Source organism: Asaia spathodeae NBRC 105894 (genome assembly GCF_025994195.1).
Classification (GTDB): Bacteria; Pseudomonadota; Alphaproteobacteria; order Acetobacterales; family Acetobacteraceae; genus Asaia; species Asaia siamensis.
This window is the reverse complement of record NZ_BAPY01000015.1, coordinates 1-16,286: the sequence shown is the minus strand read 5'-3', so window position 1 is coordinate 16,286 and position 16,286 is coordinate 1. Positions and strand designations below refer to the sequence as shown.

Sequence of the window (16,286 nt, the reverse complement as noted above, 5' to 3'; positions counted from 1 at the left end):
GTCCGGCTGCGCTGTGTCCGGCTGCGCTGTGTCCGGCTGCGCTGTGTCCGGCTGAGCTGTGTCCGGCTGAGCTGCGTTCGGCTGCGCTGCGTTCGGCTGCGCTGCGTTCGGCGAGGCTTGTTTCCTATCAAACCATGATGCAGTTATCCGCGCATATATGGTTGGAACGAAAACTAGAGCTATAGATGCAAAGAAATATAATAATAGAAGATGACCTTCTTTTATAAGATTCTTCTTTTCTTCTATGTCTGTTGTTAATAGTGCCGCTTTGTGACACACTATTAAAAAAGCGACCGAGAGCGAGAGATAGCTACCTGATAGCGTGCGCCACATTGAGGGAAGCTCTTCCCAGAAGAGAGAGCCCAGATCGAAATTAAGTTTAATTCTCGCTGCAATAAAAGAGGTAACAGCAGCCACCAGGAAGGTTACACCACATCCGAATTCAATTTCCGTTATCTTAGAATTCGGGTTCCCGAACAATTCGGTCAACGATTTCACGGTTTCCGGCGTTATTGCGAATTGCGTATAATATTTCCCGGCTATATATCCGGCTGTGATAAACACCAATGTATAGAATATTGATTTAATTAAAGATTGGGTTAATTCGCTGGGACTTTTTTTTTTGGACATGCGCAGTTCGCCTCTATCGTTTCGTATGTTTCATGATATCGTTCGTAGGGTCTGGATCGGTTTCCAAGCTCTTTTCCGATCCAGACCCAGCAGACGCCAAGCGCCTGACAATCTATTCAAATAGATTCGCGAACGATACGGCAAGGCGTTGCGTCAGCACGGGCATTGCTTCCTCAAGGCGCAAATTCACCTTGTCGGCATAAGCAATATCTCGGATCGAATATTTTTTGAAATCGGATTCCTCGTCCATATCCTGGGTACGGACATTTGAGTTGCTATCCCCAGAATAAGCCGTTCCCGAAGTTTGGGCGGTTGCTTCTGACACGCCTTGCTGAACACGAGTGCTGCCCGTGCCCCTATGTGTGTGTGTGTGCTGGTGTACCTTGCCACCATTAGCCGGACGCTCGGACAACTGAATATCCACGGTAATTGCGTAGGTCACGTCCTGATAAGCATAGTTGACGATAGCCGATGCCGCAGCAAGGCCCAGACCAACGCCTAAACCGGCTCCAACATTATTGGTCAGACCGCCCACCAGTCCACCTGAAGCGGCGCCAATTGCCAGAGATTCCAGCGGTTGACCGTAGTTACTGGACAAAAGAGCCGAAGATTGTGCTTTTGTGAGCTTGCCTGCTTGCAGCACATTGGCTTGCAACAAATAATGGGCCGACGCAGCATCGGATACCACCGTATAGCCCCGTTGCTGCAATGACGCTGCCAGAGCGGCCCGAATATCAAGATCGGGGTAATCCGATGTGTTTCTGATGCCGAGATAGACGGTTTTTTGCGCCGAGCTAACAGGGTCTAAAAATACTGTCTCGGACATATGGGTATGCACGTTGAGCTGTCCATGATTGGACACGGCATCGAGGCCGCTGCAACCCGCAAGAAAAACCAGTGGTGCGCATAGGATAGCGCCGCGTGATGCGAGAGCCTTGATCATATTCTTCCCTTAAAATCGGCGAAGTTTACGCCGACACAGTTTGTATCATGATTGATCGTAACGTTACAGATTGCGCCAAATCGAATGGCGTCAGGCCGCCTGTCACGGGCAAGCACTGACGCCAGTAATACTATAGCTTGTTTTTTATAAAGCAGATCGGCGCGCAATAGTCGTGTTGGCGTTATGATCTATTTCAAAACAGAGTTAGCCTTCTCTGCTTTATTGGCACTGATATTGTTCAAATCGTCCGAGGAAGCGTCCTGCGAAATGGTCGCTTTTCCCGTAGAAATAGTCGCTCTTCCATTCGTGGCCTCCCGCGAGACCGTATCGAGGCTTATGGTCCCGGATTCAGCAGGCGGGAGGGGTGTGACAGCTTTCTCGTAGATTACCGGCGCCGAAGGCGAAGATACGAGCGGCGCATCGACCACCGCGCTTGATGCAGGGATCGATGCAGAGGTCACGCCAGGAACGAGCGGCGTAGCCCCCTCGGTAGGCCCTGTGGGAGCCCCAAGCGATACCGGCTGACCATAGGCAACCTCGTCTAAAATCCGGTGATCCTGCTCATGTGTGCTGGTCGGATCGGTGTCATACAGATCGACAAGATGGTCATTCGGGCCGTAGCAGAACAAGACAGTGTGCTGTTGCGGTCTCGTTCCAGCCTTGATCGGTATCCAGAAGAACTGGGCCACTCCGAGAGTTGCAACACTGGTCAGCACTTCGCCCGCCTTGAGGGCGGCTCGACCGCCAGAGGTGAGGCCAGATGTGTAGATCCGGTAGATATCGCAAGGGCGCCCGTCTTTCCGAATTACCCCTTCAGCACGACCGAGCGTGCTGACAACACCAAAACGGTCGCTGTCCTTGGTGAACTGTCCAAGCATTACAGGCTCAGGGGGCGGCGTGGTGCCTCCACCGCACGCGGTCAGGAGGATTGATGACGCAGCAAGAGTCGGAAAAAGGAATCTCTGAAATTTCATTTTGATACATCCAATATCGATGATGTATCAAAATATATCGTGTGTATGATATCGCGTCAATATCATACACACGAAAAACTCAATTGACTGGCGAGTTTTATCGGATTACCGGGAGATATGGGACGCAAAAAGCAATGGACCGAACGCTTGCAACTTACTCTTCCCTCCGGGGCTAAAGAGCGGATTGATTCCGTTCTTGTCGAGGGAGAGGACCGCAACGCCATGGTTCGTCAGGCGATTGAAACGGAAATCAGGAAGAGAACTAAACGCTCAACAAAGGCAAACGCCGTCCGCATTCGTGACGGCGAATAATCAAGCGACTAGGGCACTGTGCCCCATGCGGCTTGAATAGCCGCTACCCACTCTGCATTTGCCGCCCACCCAGGACAAGTTTCGAGATATTTCAGGCGAAGCGCGGCAGTGGAAATCGGATCGTAGGTAATGTGGAAGACAATGAGAGAGAAATAAACATCAATTGCAGGCTGACAAGTTGGCGGCGGAGTGCCGTTACCGACAAGCCCAGACATGCACATGAGAACTGTGCAAGGGTCGGCAGCGCGGGCGCTCGTAGGAACAACCAGCGCGCCTATTGTCAGCGATACCAGGGCGAGTTTGGCGCCAATCAAATATTCTCTTTTCATTCGATTTCTCACTCATCATCAGTTGTATGGAGCGAACCGTTTCCAAACTGATCCTGATATTCTGGAAGAATCATATCCTTTTTTACCATGACGTTGAATTCGTATCCCGGTCTTATTGTTATCGTTGGAGGTATTTGCAAACCTCTTCTTGCTATCTCCATCCCCAATTCGCCCGTCTGTTGGCCGAGCTGGGCGGCGATGATCTGCTGGGCATTATAACCCCCATACCCGGAACTTGAATTCCCGCTAAAGCTATTACTGTTTTGGGACAATTGAAGCGCCGAACCAAACGCCGCAGCCATCAAGGCGTTACCCATGATCTTCCACCAGTGACTATTCACCTGATCCGCAAATCCTGCATTGCCGGATACATCAGCACCTTCCATCCCGCCTAGATCGAGTGAACTCTGATCGGGGAAGATAATCCGCGTAAATGCAACTTCTATCCGCGACTGCCCATACCCTACCTGACTATTGAATTCGCCTATAATCCACGATCCTTGAGGTATGAGTACCTTTTGCCCGGTGGCACTATCGTACACATTCTGACGTACCTGTGCCTTCAGCATTCCGGCCTTGTCGCTGTTGATCCCGCCAATCAGAGTGGCTGGAATCGCCGTGCCCTCTTTGACTTCCAAGGCATTGCGCGCACCTGTGCGATAGGACGCCAGATAGTCAGTATCGACTGGACGAGAACTGGATACTGCGTTTTTACCCCCGGTCACATTTCCGCTGGAAAATGACTCGCTAGTTTTGATCCCCGTGTCATCGGTGAGGGCACTAGCGAGCTGCTGTACGCGCTGCTGGTGGAGCAAGGTCATGTCTTGATGATATTGTTGCCATTCTTGCGCGTATGGATTGGGGGGCGCGCTCTGCACTATAGCTGGTGGCGTAGGAACTGCCCCTTGTGGTTTCCCTGTGGGTTGCTTGGGCTTTCCGTCAGGCAAAATGATCTGGCCAGGTGCTGGGTGCCGGAGAAGCTGGTTGGGTGCTTCTGAGGATGCGACTTCCTGCAGCTCAGGTTCTGCCGTGGCCGCTTTGTGAACGCTTTTCTGATGGGCTGTATAAAGCACAGTCACCAGAATCACGCTTGAGACAGCACCACCAATAATGATTGGCACACGATTGACCTGCTTGACACCACGACCGCGCTTGGGAGGCCGGGAAATTGAATCAAGCCCGCTAGGGGTCTGGTTGGGGTCTAATCTATCGTCCATGATTGCCCCCTCACAGGTTGAGTGCGGTCAATGGACCGATGGGCGCAATTGCGCCGGACGATCCGAGGCCATAGAAGCGACCAGCTCTTATCTGGTCAATCGAGACCCTAACGGTCGTACCAATATCTCCCTGATCGATCAGGTAGCGCAGCTCATGCGCCCCGTAGGGCCGGACCCCAGAAGATGGCGCTATGGCAAAGCCTCGTCTGCGCAAGTCAGCTTCAATCGCTTCTGCAAACCATCTGCTACCATTCTGCGCTGGGCGGACCCAAATGGTGGCCTTCCCAGGAGGCAGAATAGACGCAGCGAACGCCGTGATATCTGCCGAGGCGACATTGACCACATGAGGGTCAATATTATAGCTCACATAGGAAGCTGAAGGGTCGATACCAGAGCATGAGCATAGCAAGAACATAGAGACTAAGGCCGAGCATGTTTTCTTATTCACTGTTATTATCCCTTATGAACAATAACAACACGTTCCTGACTTCCGCCGACCCCAGTTATTAGCTCCGCCCTATCGAATACCTTATCGACCACATAAGCGTCTCCTTCTTTTCTATAGTTCACCAACTGTTTTGTGGGGCTGCTGAACCAAGTTCCGTCATGCGCCAGTGTCAAAAGGCTAGGGGCATCGGACGAGCGCATTGCATTTGGAAACTGTATGTATGTGTGTACCCCATCATTATAGACCCGCATTGGACGCCACGAGGGTTCATCACCAGATATGACATAACCGAAATCGAGATTTGCAATATTTCTCCCGGTTGGAAGTGTGTTGTTTTCTTTTATTTTGTTTTGGCGTTCATAATATTCTGACCACGCTTCTTTCTCTTCATCTGGATAAGAAAACTCAGATATGGCCATAGATTTTGATTCTGATTGTACGGAAACAAGCCTTATAGAATATACTCTTTTATTAGTCATGACTGCGAGAGTAGTACGAAGTCCCGCATCTGTCGGCTTAATCACCAGAACGGTTTGATTATCCCCTGCGAGGGCCGGGGTAATTCGCCAACGTGCCCCGTCACCAATCTGCAAGCCGTGTTGTAGGACGCTTTCTCCGGCCTGAAGTCTGAGTAAGCAGACCGTAAGCGGAGCGCAGACGATTGAGGGCTGAGTGGCCCCAAACGAAAACACTACGGCGCCATCCGAACCCGTCGAGGGCATGGAGCGGGCATTACGCCAACGTGTTGCGATACTGCTTCCTGCTGCCTCTTTATCGGTCAGGGGCACAGGGCTTTGATTAATCGGATTGATGACAGGCGGCGGCGCGATAGAAAATGCGGCTCCTGACGCGGGATTGATAGGCGCCCCATTTGTTGCAGGAGATTGTGGCGTTTGCGCAGGCGTGAGACCCGGCACGGGTTGATTGGCTGGCGGCTGTCCAACAACATATGGCGGTGAGGATGGCCCTCCAATTGAGGGAACGGCCACTTGCGCCATAGCAAAGCCCGGTAGCGCAAGCACAGGGATAAGACCCGAAAGGGCGAGTTTATCTCGCATAATTGGCTCCAATCGCCATGTTAGGACTGCTTTGCCCACGAATAATTTGTGATGAGTAATCCGATAGGATTGATTGTGCTTCTGGGATCATCCAGACGCACGGCAGATCGGCTGTAGGTAATATTTGCCGTCCAGTGCGCGGGCGTTGTGACCGTCCCATCGGCGTTAGTCTGAGTTTCGTCCCATGTCACAGTCCAGGTATGTGACTGAGACACGTTCCCCACCGGGAGCGCGTTAAGGTTTGTAATATCGACGGTAGCACGAGTGGCAAACTCGAACGGCTGGCGTGTAGAATACCAGTCTGTCAGAGTGCGGTAAGCAGGCGATCCCCTACTGATAAAGCAATAGACCGTATCGATATTGTGGCGCTCTGCATGAGGGTCCGCGATGATCGATCGCGCATCACGTACCCATGTTTCAAGCGCGCCCTTGATAATCAGAGGATTATCGGCACTTGCAGGAGACGGAACACCCTCAAATTTGGTCTGTCCAAGATGGTCAACTGACACGATGTAGGGCATCGTTTCAGCTTTATTCGCCAAATGCCAGTTATCAGCAATCAGCAAGACCGACACACATAAAGAGCCAACAGCTACCAATCGCCAGTTCCGAGCTGCGGCAACATAGCTCCCATAACGAGAGGCATATTCTTCGCGCGCATGGAGATAAGGATTGTCCGCCTTTGAAGGCGGACGTTTCGAAACGTCACTGTTTTTCATAAAATCACCGTTATCGTATTTGATAATGGATGACACGAAAAAAAAGAGCAAAACAAGCCTTGACGGCCTGCTTTGCTCCAAATTTAGCTTATGCTTCCAGAGCGGCTGCTATTTTCCGGCTGCTCTTGAGGTGGCGGTGGTGGTGGAGAAGCATTCTGCTTGATGTATGCCGCCATGCGCCCCCCCATTGTGCCCCCCTTAATGCCAGTTCCAGTCAACCTTCCCCAAGCCTCATCTCGTACCCCTTGAGCCAAGGCATGTCCGATACGGCCCAGGGCTTGGCCCGCTTGGTTTGCTGTTGAGGGCGGCGGTTGTGGTGTCCCTCCCAAACGAGCCCCGCCCCCAGCACCGGCGCCAGAGGCGCCGCCTGAAGCTCCCAACGCCGCTTCAGCACCAGCGGAAGCACCAGCACCAGCACCAGCACCAGCGGAAGCCGCTGCACCGACTGCGGCGCCGATCCCCGTCGCGGCCAATGCTGCTCCTGCTCCTGCCTGCGTGACGGCTTTGATGCCATCTGCTGCCGTCGATCCCGTGGCTGCGCCAGAGATAAATTGAGACGCCATATTCGGCAGGTGATACGTTAGAAGAACAAATATGATAGCCCCTGCCAAAGCCTCAAAAACGGCAAGATTGCTGTCATATTCTTTGGTTGACCAAGACCTTATAATTGACCATCCAATAGAGATTATTATTTCTATGATGAATATTTTTGCGCCAACACTCATTGCAAGTATGAGGTTTTTGTTAGCGAAATCTCGTGTCCATTCTGAGCCACCAAACCCCATAAGTATTACGCCCGCAGCGATCAGGACATACATCTCACAAAGCGCCAAAATCAGGAGGGCTGAAATCCAGGCGAAGGCTACGATGATCACAACGCAAGCAATGGAATAAAGTGTGGCGTCAAACGGATGAAACGCTGATGAGTGTTTCGATATTGCATTGGCAATAGACTCGCCAGCAGCAAATACACCAGTCGGATTTATCTTGGCGTTTGATCCAGCCTGCCTGAAGCTATCAACTATATCCAGAGAGAATTTATAGCTATTTTCCATAAACCATGCGTACAGACCAACAAATATTATTTGTCTCACTATATGCGCTGACCATTCGATCATCTCCCCACCTTGCAGGGCAATTTTTATACTTCCTCCAATAAACTGCAACGCAGCAAGTGACCAGAACAAGGCTCTTGCATATTGTAGAAGACTGGCAGCGGTGCTGGCGCTGGACGATTTATAAGGCTGAACGATACTGTCTATCAGGCCGTCCGCATAAGCATGAGGGATTGCAGTAACCGCTATTGCGACCGCAGAAAGAATTAGGGTCTTTTTAAGATACGGTATCAATAACTTCCTCCCGCATCGGTATTAATGCTCTTTGGATCGACCGTATGTATTCCGCCCGATTGTATCGTGTTTTGTATATGGTTTTTGGGTTCTTTGCCTTCTCTAACATAGACAAATACCACAACGCTGATGACGAGCAGAATAGCAACTGCGACTTTCGACTTCTTCATAATTAGTATTGGCCCCCTGCATCAACGTTAATAGATGACTGGTCAACTAGCATTGCATTGTGCGCTTGATCGGCGGCGTTCTCGCGATCATTTTCTATCGCCGCCTGCGTCGCCAACTGCTGTGCTATAGCGCCCTCAATCTGGTTAACCTTGATCAAAGCCTGAGCGATTTGTGCCTGTAACTGGTTCGAAATCTGAACGGCGCCATGTGTGCCTATCGTGGTGGCAATCTGCCCTTGGATTGACTGGACGCTCTGTGCGTCTGACTGATTTTGAGACTGGATGCTCGATAGCAGACTTTTCAATGTCGATAGCTGGTTGCTCATTGTCTGAGCATCGTTCGATAACGTCTGAGGCAAGCTGTTGAGCTGTTGCGCTTTTCCGAGACCCGATTGGAGCCTGTTCAGCACGCCATCCAGATTACCGCTGGTTAGCCCCTGAAGGCTGCTCAAATTGGTGATCTGCTTGACGCCCTGAATGTCTGACATGACGACACTCTTTACCGTCTCAATTTCCGCCGCCATGCTTCTGAGCTGTGTGATCCACCGCGTAGCCTCATTAATTTCCTGGGTGCAGGTTGGGCAGACAGTCATGATCTGAGCGTGAGCTGGCGAAGACATGCCAAGCCAGATGAGCGGCGTTGATACAGTCAAGGCGATAAGCAAAGCGTGTCTCATTTGGACGATCCTTCCATCTCAAGGAATGAGTAAACGTCTTCCAGAATCTTTGAGCATTTCCGCCGTCTCGCCCAGGTAAGGGGCCAACTATCACCATGCTCGACGCGCAGTTTCTTGATCTCTGATATATTTTCGAGCGATCCGGCGCCGACAAATGAAAGTGTCAAAGGCCCAAGTCCTAAGTCAATAAGCCTTTTGCCATCAGGGGAGCTTACATAATATTGTCTCTGCCTTTCCGCCGAGCTAACGATATCTAGTTCTGTATCCGTAAATCCGAATGTCCTATATATATCAGCAATTGCCGGATTTTTTGCTTCCGGGTTTGGAAGAAATACCTTCGTAGGACACGATTCTACGAGTACGGACATAAGACCTGAGTTTATAGCGTCTGACAGGCTCTGTGTCGCAAAGACGACAATGCAGTTCGCTTTTGCAAGCACTCGAAGCCATTCTTCAACTTTCGCTCGCATGGTCGCGTCCTTGAGGAACACCCACCCTTCATCGATCACGAGCATTGCCGGATTCCCGTCGAGAGAACGAATGAATCTCTGTATGATGTAGGTCATCACAGGCAGGAACATTGCTTCTGACATATTCATCAGGTGCTGTATCTCGAACACGCGAAGATGAGCGTCATCGAGGCCATCCACCTGAGCATCGAGGATGTGCCCTCCGGGGCCGGAAAGCGTGTAATAGTTCATGATTTCGCGAATCTCCGGGTTCTGGATTGCTCCGCAGAACTCGGTAATCGAGCGCGCTCCCTTAGGCGCTTCACTAAGCTGGCGGATTGCGTGTTCAATCGCTTGCGCCTCGTCAGGCGTCGGGCCTGACCCTCGCCTAAGAACGACGCACTGGCTCAACCACTCTATCGCCCAGAGACGATCTTCGACGGAGTCGAGATGAGATAATGGCGCGAACGCAAGACGTTCTTCGTTTGCGCCTAGTTCGTAATGCCGTGCGCTATACTTTGGGCCAATCGCGTGCGCCAAGGCGTAAAGAGAGTTGCCCTTATCGAAGGCCGTCACCCGTGCGCCGGGATATCGAAAGAACTGAGCAACACAAAGCGCGAGAAGCGTCGATTTCCCTGATCGGGTCGGCCCGAGAATTAGCGAGTGTCCAAGTTGTCCAACGTGGAAATTAAATCGGAACGGGGTCGAGCCTGTTGTCGCGGCCAAGAAAAGCGGCGGTGATGCCGGAGGGTAAAAATCGCACGGGTTCACGTCGCGCCCTGGCCAGATCGATGCGAGCGGCAGCATATCCGCCAGATTCAGGGTATGCACGACAGGGCGCCGAACATTCTTGTCGGTATGCCCCGGCAAAGACCCTAGAAACGCCTCAACGGCATTCACCGTCTCTATCCGACTTCGCACACCGCTACGCTTAAGTAGGTTCACAATGGTTGTTGCCGAGTTCTCGACCTCTTCGCGATCCTTGCCCATCAGAATGATGACAGGTGTGTAATAGCCATATGTGACTAGACCGCCTTCAGCCTGCGCCAACGCTTGTTGAGCTTCTGATGCCATCAGCAACGCGTCTTCGTTCACCGGCCCAGTTCGGGTCTTGAAAACCTGTGAGAAAAAGCCCCGCTCTTTCATCTTCCATGACTTGCGAAACGTATTCAGCTCCGAGACAGACTGGTGCGTGTCGAGATAGATAAACCTGCTCGACCAGCGAAACGGGATCGCCATACCTTCCAGGCTATTCAGGAGCCCAGGATAACTTTCGGCGGGAAACCCCTCCAGCGCGACGGAATATATATAATTCTGGCCAATTCTTGGCGTAATTCCGGGCCACAGTTCTTCGCTCGATATATAAGTGTCCATATACGCGCCAAAAGGCGGCACGTTGACCGGAGACGTATCGCCCGTTAGGCAGAACGATAAATAATTGACAAGTTCGTCGCGAAATACAGTCCTGTCTCCAAATAACGTTGTCTCGTAGCTTCTCAATCTGCTCATTTTGAGCACAGAAAGAGCGCCTTCTATTTCGTCTAAGCTCTGCTTAAATCTCTCAATAAGCTTCTTCCCCGGATTTTCTTCCTTGGAGTCATCGCTATAAATATAATCAACTACCTTGAGGTTTCTTCTTAGAGGCGGCTTATACTGAACTATGATAACCTGCTCTGAGATATATAGGCTACCATGCGCCTCGAATTGTTGCCTTCTTTCTTCGTCTATGGCGTATGAGATCGGATCAAGGAAGAATGACTCTTCTGCCGATGGATAGTGCGGTGCAGGCACTCGCGCAGAATCAACCCACGAGGCCCACCCACTTCCCAAACGGGAAAGCGCCGCATTGACAATACTGGTTTGGTAATTTCGCTCTGCCGGACTGGCAGCGCCCATATCTTCCCCTTTATAGGACCACCCGGCCAATAATGATCCATCGACGCACTGTACTATTCCATCGTCAACAAGGGCTGCCCAAGCAAGAAGGTCAGCAAGACCCTTCGCTTTGCTACGAAATTCCTGTAATTTTAGCATTTCGGACACCCATTTTAATTTATAGCTTGCAACTAAACTTCGATCTTGGGCTGTAGTAGCCTTTATATTTCAGAGAGCGGATATATACCCCAATGAGAAAGGGATCGTTTTTCGCCATTAATCTCAGATAAAAAATACCGGCCACCCAGAGAAAAGCCGACACCAAAAATGCAACAATATTAAGGGAGGAAACTGAAAGACCGACTGAGATTATTATAAGTATAAGAACAGGCTTTCTCTCACCGCCCATAAGCAAGTTCGGGCGGTGAAGCGCCCGATACATTGGCGTAAGACGCAACATTTAAAATACTGCGCCAGAAGCGAATAACGAGCTATAGGCAGATGTGGCGAGAGCGATCAATGAGATAACAAGAACAAGGAAAACAAGACGTCTCGTCACTTCGCTAATCTCACCGCCCCATACTAGGGTCGCACCAGCAGCACCAATAGCTATGATGGAAATGCTATAGGCGACAGGACCGCTCATCGAATTCGTCAAAGTCTGCAACGGCGTTTCCCAGGGCAGGCTTCCGCCGCCACTCGACGCGGCATAAGCCTGCCCGCACAAAATCACAGGCAGGAAAGGCAAAGAGAGCGATTTTTTATATGTTGCGGCTTTTCGCAAGTTAGCTATTGCTTTTTTCGAAATCATTTCAGTCTCTTTCTTTTTTATGGAGAGAACGGATCTGGTATTCTCCGTTTTTAAAGCCATCAACCGAGATTATCCCGGTTATAGCTCGACCTTTCTGGGTTCTCTGGATATTGACCAGTAACCCCACAGCATCCGCAATTAGCGGCTGCATTGGCAAAGCGACAGATTCAAGCACAAGCTGCTCAAGACGCCAAAGGCCACTAAGCTCCCCTTCCTTTGCATGGATAGTTCCAAATCCGCCAGGATGGCCGGTAGTCCATGCCTTCAGGAGTGAATGTGCTGCTGCGTCTCGAACCTCACCAGCATCGATAGCGTCTGGTCGCAGCCTCATAGTTGCCCGAAGCAGGCCAAGCATATCAACCACTTCGCTAGTTCGCAGCATGACGCAGTTTGCCGCTGGACGCTTGAGTTCGGGCGTATCTTCCATGACAACGCGGCGCCGATTAGGGAAAGAATGTGCTGCGTAAGCAAGCAGAGTGTTGAGAAGCGTCGTTTTTCCGCTACCAGTACCGCCGGAGACCAAAATATTATCTGATTTCAATATCCGCTCACAGATGGTATCACGATCCCACCCCGAAATAACGCCGCTCGCAACATACTCATCAAAGGTAACTATTTTTGAACAGTGTCGCCTAATACTAAAAACAGGCGCTTTCACAATTGGCGGGATCAGGGCCTCAAATCGGCTGGTCCCATCGAGCGGCATTATAGTTTCGAGAACGGGATTTTTTTCGTCGATGCACTTTTTGCGAAAAGATGCGACGGTATTTATTGCAGCAAGGGCCTTGTTTGCGGCGAGTGTGCCCACGCGCTCCATGGGGTGGCCAAGTCGTTCAACCCATAGCTCACCATCATCATTGAGCATGATTTCAGTGACTTCGGTTTCCTGAAGTAGCGTGCAAACCGTCGCACCGAAACCGTTGCGGATCATCTCAATGATCCGCTCGTCCTTGAGATCGGTTGGCGTTTGGGCAGATTTCATTCTGCCATGTTACTGCATTTGATAACGTGAGAAAATCGTTTTTCGTTGCGTCCTGCAATCTTTTTTAACGGTCAGTTTGATAGTCGATTCACGATTCGCGTTACTCGGCGTCCTCCGCAGGCTGCGAATCGGTTTTGTCGGATTTGCGAGGCTTAAGCATGATGTAGAGCGGGATGCGCAGAGCGTGAGCAATCTGGGAGGCTTTGTTGAGAGTGATGCCGTTCATACCCCTCTCAACACGCGACAAAAATGCAACTGAGCTGCCTGTAATGTATGCCAACTGGCGTAAGCTGATCCCTTCTCTATTTCTTGCTTCACGCACATTTTTAGCAAATGTTCGAGCGTCAACGCCCTGAACGGTCGTTTTCCCGGCAGGCTTTTCAGTGCTTGTCATTGCAAGCCAGGGCCTCAGATTGTCCGGTAACGCACATTGGTCGTGTTATCCTATTGATCATCAGACGATTTCAGACCAAATTCGGCGGAATGCGCAAGACGCGCGTTTAACAAATATGTAAGGGAACTTGATTATGTGACGGAATTCACTAAGGATTGACGGAATAACGCAAGGAGTTCCCAGAGTCCGACCCTAAAAAACGAAAAAGGCCGCCCATTTCTGAGCGACCCCTAACGTTTAGTTTAGACTATCCGCCAAAAAAGGCGGGAAAAGTAAGTTTCTCGCAGAACTCTTTTCCCCCAAATACAGGCGGTTTGCAAGCACCTTTTTTGGTGGATAGGCGAACTTTACCTAAAGGGTTCCAGAAACGGCGGTTCCACATCAACATTGGAACCCAATATGATAACGAGCCACGTTACAGATACGATCCGTCCCACAGGACGCAGGCATATGCCTCACGCTCTGCTGTCAGCCATGCTTACAGAGCGAGACGCACCAGCTTTGCCGTCAATCAGCAAGACACGCATTCTTTGCGCCTTGGATGGTGTTTCCGGGATACTCGGCATCTCGCTCGCCGCTGCGCAAACCCTGATCGATCTCGTCAGGCTTATCCACAAGGATGTTTGGGCGACTGGCCAACGCCCTATAATCGCACCGTCAAACGATCATCTGGCGTCAACCGCACAGCGAAACATACGGTCGATACAACGGCGCATCAAAGAGCTGGTTGAACATGGTCTAGTTATTCCTTGGGACTCATCTGACGGCAAACGGTTAGGACGCAGGGATGGGTATGGCTTCGACCTCTCCCCTCTCGTCCGCAAAATAGCCGAGATCGAAGCACTCAAGGCCGCAGAAAGGGCCAGGTATCGAGAGGGATTGGCCCTTAGAAGCCAGATATCCGCAGCTCGCCGCAAATGTCTTGCTCTCACCGACCTGCTCGCATCGCAAGGATACGCCGACGCCGAGTATCTTGAGGCCGAAATCAAGGCTATCGCGTCAGCCCGAAACCGGCATGAAACTGATAGCTCCATACTCTTGCCAATCGTGGCAAAACTTGAAGCGAAATGGTCAGAACTGCTCAACATCTCAGCAGCATCTCATGCTGTGGATATGACGCCCGAGGACGACACCAATGACGCCCAGCAGAGAACAGAGAGTAGAACTTTAGTCTCTATCGAGACTACAAAATCTGATTGTAATGCAGCACCGACAACTGAAGATAAAAAACGAAACAGCTCAGCGAAGACGATATCAGTCGTGGGAGATTTCCCACTCACGCCTATAATGGCAACCCGGATCGCACCGGCATTTAGTTTGTTCAACGCCAAAGATAATTGGCAGTCACTTATAGATAGCGCACCGGCTGTCGCCGGAGCTTTAGGCATAGGCAAATGGGCATGGCTAAGAGGCTGCACTGACATAGGCGCCTTGAACGCCCTAGCAGTTCTAATCGTAGTTTGTGGCCGGTTTGATCAGGGATCAGTGCAAAATCCCGGTGGTCTATTCGTCCGGCTGCTGGATTTGCACTGTGCTGGAAAACTTCGCTTAGACCGAACGTTTTTTGCCTTGCTTCGAAAGGTCGAGAACCTTTCTCCGGTCGAAGATTAAGACGTGTGCCGTGTCCGTTTCACCCTCAGGCGGGTCAATTAAATGCGGCAGTACGTTCAATGATACATCCAAAAGCATTATTTGAGGCATTATAGATGGCGCATTATATGCTGCTCTTAACAGCACTATGCAGCGCACCCTCTTAACGGCAGTAAGGTGCATCTCGTTCTGCATCCCTAATAGTGCCCATGCACGCATCATTAAGAGCACTAATTGCCGCATTCCGAATGTTGCGCCGAATAATGCACATATAGGCACCGTTTTCGATGCTTATCCGGGCGTGTTAGGATGCGTTCTCCATAATGCTCTCTATGGCACTTAGAAGGGTGGGTGTAAGCGTATCTTTTCGCGCACTATGGAGTGTGCGCAGATGGGCATTTTAATTAAGGCTATTCTACGCACCCATATAAGTGCGAACAAAGGTTTTTTCTGTGGTGCGATTTATGGTGCTGTCAGATGTATTCTCTATTGTGCTTTCTTGATGGCCATGGGAATATAGTGCGGATGATGGCACCTGAGAACGCACTAATGTTGGTGTGATTTTCGGTGCGGAAACGAGTCAATAGGTGTGACGTGGATACTCCGAAGATCGTCGTAATTTCGGCTCAGAAAGGTGGCGTTGGGAAAAGTACGTTGGCGGCGAACCTTGCAATCGCGGCAGAGGTTGCAGGATTCGGGCCGGTCGGTTGGTATGACGCTGATCCTCAACAAAGCCTCACGAACCTATTCCACGACCGAGAAGCCCCCACCCCGTTATTGGCTATCGGTGGGCCGGATGAGCTGGCGGATAAGCTCGCTATCATGGCGGAAAATGGTATCAAGCTCATCATTGTTGATACTCCGCCAAGTCTGCCTGCGTGGCTGCCAAGAGTCCTCGCAATGGCGGATTTTGTGCTTATTCCCACTCAAGACGGAGTTGCAGACGTGCAGGCGGTCGGGAGGACCGTTGAGATGGTCAAAGGGTTAGACAAGCCCTTTGGCTTCGCCTTGACGCTTGTGAAAAACGGCACCCGGCAAGCCGCGCAAGCAGCAATGTTCCTCAGTCAATACGGGCCACTGATCGGCACAGTAGCGCACAGAATGGCCTACAAAACGGCGTGGGGGCAATCGCTAGGAGTGGTCGAGCTGGCGCCAAGGAATGAGGCGGCGGCGGGCGAGATAAATGGAATCTGGGATCATATTGGTAAGGCTGTCGGCCTGATCGCGCCAAAGAAAAAGGGGAAAGCAGTTGTCTAATTCAAAGAAAGCCCACAACCCATTTGATAAAGTCTCAACATTTGCGCAGAAAGGTGAGAGAGCTGCCCCTGCCCCTGCCCCTGCCCCTGCCCCTGCCCCTGC

The 16,286-nt window shown here is 51.1% G+C and carries 16 protein-coding genes; 3 read left to right on the top strand and 13 right to left on the bottom strand.

Going from position 1 to position 16,286, the window contains the following annotated elements; genetic code table 11:
- From AA105894_RS08345 to AA105894_RS08335, 3 genes are all read right to left on the bottom strand, one after another.
- A partial coding sequence (locus tag AA105894_RS08345; RefSeq protein ID WP_267311314.1) for a hypothetical protein occupies nucleotides 1-630 on the bottom strand: 630 nt, incomplete at its 3' end.
- A 112-nt stretch (nucleotides 631-742) separates the two neighbouring features.
- Complete coding sequence (locus tag AA105894_RS08340) at nucleotides 743-1,573, bottom strand: complement resistance protein TraT (RefSeq protein ID WP_267311313.1); 831 nt, start codon at nucleotides 1,571-1,573, stop codon at nucleotides 743-745.
- A 188-nt stretch (nucleotides 1,574-1,761) separates the two neighbouring features.
- Nucleotides 1,762-2,547, bottom strand: a complete 786-nt coding sequence (locus tag AA105894_RS08335; protein WP_267311312.1) for a hypothetical protein — start codon at nucleotides 2,545-2,547, stop codon at nucleotides 1,762-1,764.
- 117 nt (nucleotides 2,548-2,664) lie between these two features.
- On the opposite strand from AA105894_RS08335, the gene AA105894_RS08330 reads away from it, so the two are divergent.
- Nucleotides 2,665-2,859 carry a hypothetical protein gene (locus tag AA105894_RS08330; RefSeq protein WP_267311311.1) on the top strand — a complete coding sequence of 65 codons (195 nt, stop codon included), beginning with the start codon at nucleotides 2,665-2,667 and terminating at the stop codon, nucleotides 2,857-2,859.
- A gap of 337 nt (nucleotides 2,860-3,196) precedes the next feature.
- Here AA105894_RS08330 and AA105894_RS08325 read toward each other — a convergent pair whose 3' ends face one another.
- The 10 genes from AA105894_RS08325 to AA105894_RS08280 all read right to left on the bottom strand — a co-directional run bounded on the left by AA105894_RS08325 (nucleotide 3,197) and on the right by AA105894_RS08280 (nucleotide 13,337).
- A complete protein-coding gene (locus AA105894_RS08325) occupies nucleotides 3,197-4,405 on the bottom strand; it encodes a TrbI/VirB10 family protein (protein ID WP_267311310.1) in 1,209 nt (402 codons plus the stop codon).
- A gap of 453 nt (nucleotides 4,406-4,858) precedes the next feature.
- On the bottom strand, nucleotides 4,859-5,911 hold the full coding sequence (gene trbG, locus AA105894_RS08320; protein ID WP_267311309.1) for a P-type conjugative transfer protein TrbG: 1,053 nt from the start codon (nucleotides 5,909-5,911) through the stop codon (nucleotides 4,859-4,861).
- Between the two features lie 20 nt (nucleotides 5,912-5,931).
- Complete coding sequence (locus AA105894_RS08315; protein WP_267311308.1) at nucleotides 5,932-6,630, bottom strand: VirB8/TrbF family protein; 699 nt, start codon at nucleotides 6,628-6,630, stop codon at nucleotides 5,932-5,934.
- An 83-nt stretch (nucleotides 6,631-6,713) separates the two neighbouring features.
- Nucleotides 6,714-7,979, bottom strand: a complete 1,266-nt coding sequence (gene trbL / locus AA105894_RS08310; protein ID WP_267311307.1) for a P-type conjugative transfer protein TrbL — start codon at nucleotides 7,977-7,979, stop codon at nucleotides 6,714-6,716.
- A 172-nt stretch (nucleotides 7,980-8,151) separates the two neighbouring features.
- Nucleotides 8,152-8,826, bottom strand: a complete 675-nt coding sequence (locus tag AA105894_RS08305; RefSeq protein WP_267311306.1) for a hypothetical protein — start codon at nucleotides 8,824-8,826, stop codon at nucleotides 8,152-8,154.
- Nucleotides 8,823-11,309 carry a VirB4 family type IV secretion/conjugal transfer ATPase gene (locus AA105894_RS08300; protein ID WP_267311305.1) on the bottom strand — a complete coding sequence of 829 codons (2,487 nt, stop codon included), beginning with the start codon at nucleotides 11,307-11,309 and terminating at the stop codon, nucleotides 8,823-8,825. Before AA105894_RS08300 ends, AA105894_RS08305 begins: the two co-directional genes overlap by 4 nt.
- A gap of 19 nt (nucleotides 11,310-11,328) precedes the next feature.
- Nucleotides 11,329-11,610, bottom strand: a complete 282-nt coding sequence (trbD, locus tag AA105894_RS08295) for a conjugal transfer protein TrbD (protein ID WP_267311304.1) — start codon at nucleotides 11,608-11,610, stop codon at nucleotides 11,329-11,331.
- Nucleotides 11,611-11,961 carry a TrbC/VirB2 family protein gene (locus AA105894_RS08290; RefSeq protein WP_267311303.1) on the bottom strand — a complete coding sequence of 117 codons (351 nt, stop codon included), beginning with the start codon at nucleotides 11,959-11,961 and terminating at the stop codon, nucleotides 11,611-11,613.
- A gap of 1 nt (nucleotide 11,962) precedes the next feature.
- On the bottom strand, nucleotides 11,963-12,943 hold the full coding sequence (gene trbB / locus AA105894_RS08285) for a P-type conjugative transfer ATPase TrbB (RefSeq protein WP_267311302.1): 981 nt from the start codon (nucleotides 12,941-12,943) through the stop codon (nucleotides 11,963-11,965).
- A gap of 100 nt (nucleotides 12,944-13,043) precedes the next feature.
- Nucleotides 13,044-13,337 carry a helix-turn-helix domain-containing protein gene (locus AA105894_RS08280; protein WP_267311301.1) on the bottom strand — a complete coding sequence of 98 codons (294 nt, stop codon included), beginning with the start codon at nucleotides 13,335-13,337 and terminating at the stop codon, nucleotides 13,044-13,046.
- A 399-nt stretch (nucleotides 13,338-13,736) separates the two neighbouring features.
- On the opposite strand from AA105894_RS08280, the gene repC reads away from it, so the two are divergent.
- Both repC and AA105894_RS08270 read left to right on the top strand, forming a co-directional pair.
- Nucleotides 13,737-14,948, top strand: coding sequence for a plasmid replication protein RepC (gene repC, locus AA105894_RS08275; RefSeq protein WP_267311300.1), 1,212 nt, complete (start codon nucleotides 13,737-13,739; stop codon nucleotides 14,946-14,948).
- Between the two features lie 573 nt (nucleotides 14,949-15,521).
- Nucleotides 15,522-16,184 carry a ParA family protein gene (locus tag AA105894_RS08270; RefSeq protein WP_267311299.1) on the top strand — a complete coding sequence of 221 codons (663 nt, stop codon included), beginning with the start codon at nucleotides 15,522-15,524 and terminating at the stop codon, nucleotides 16,182-16,184.
- The last annotated feature ends 102 nt before the right edge of the window (nucleotides 16,185-16,286 follow it).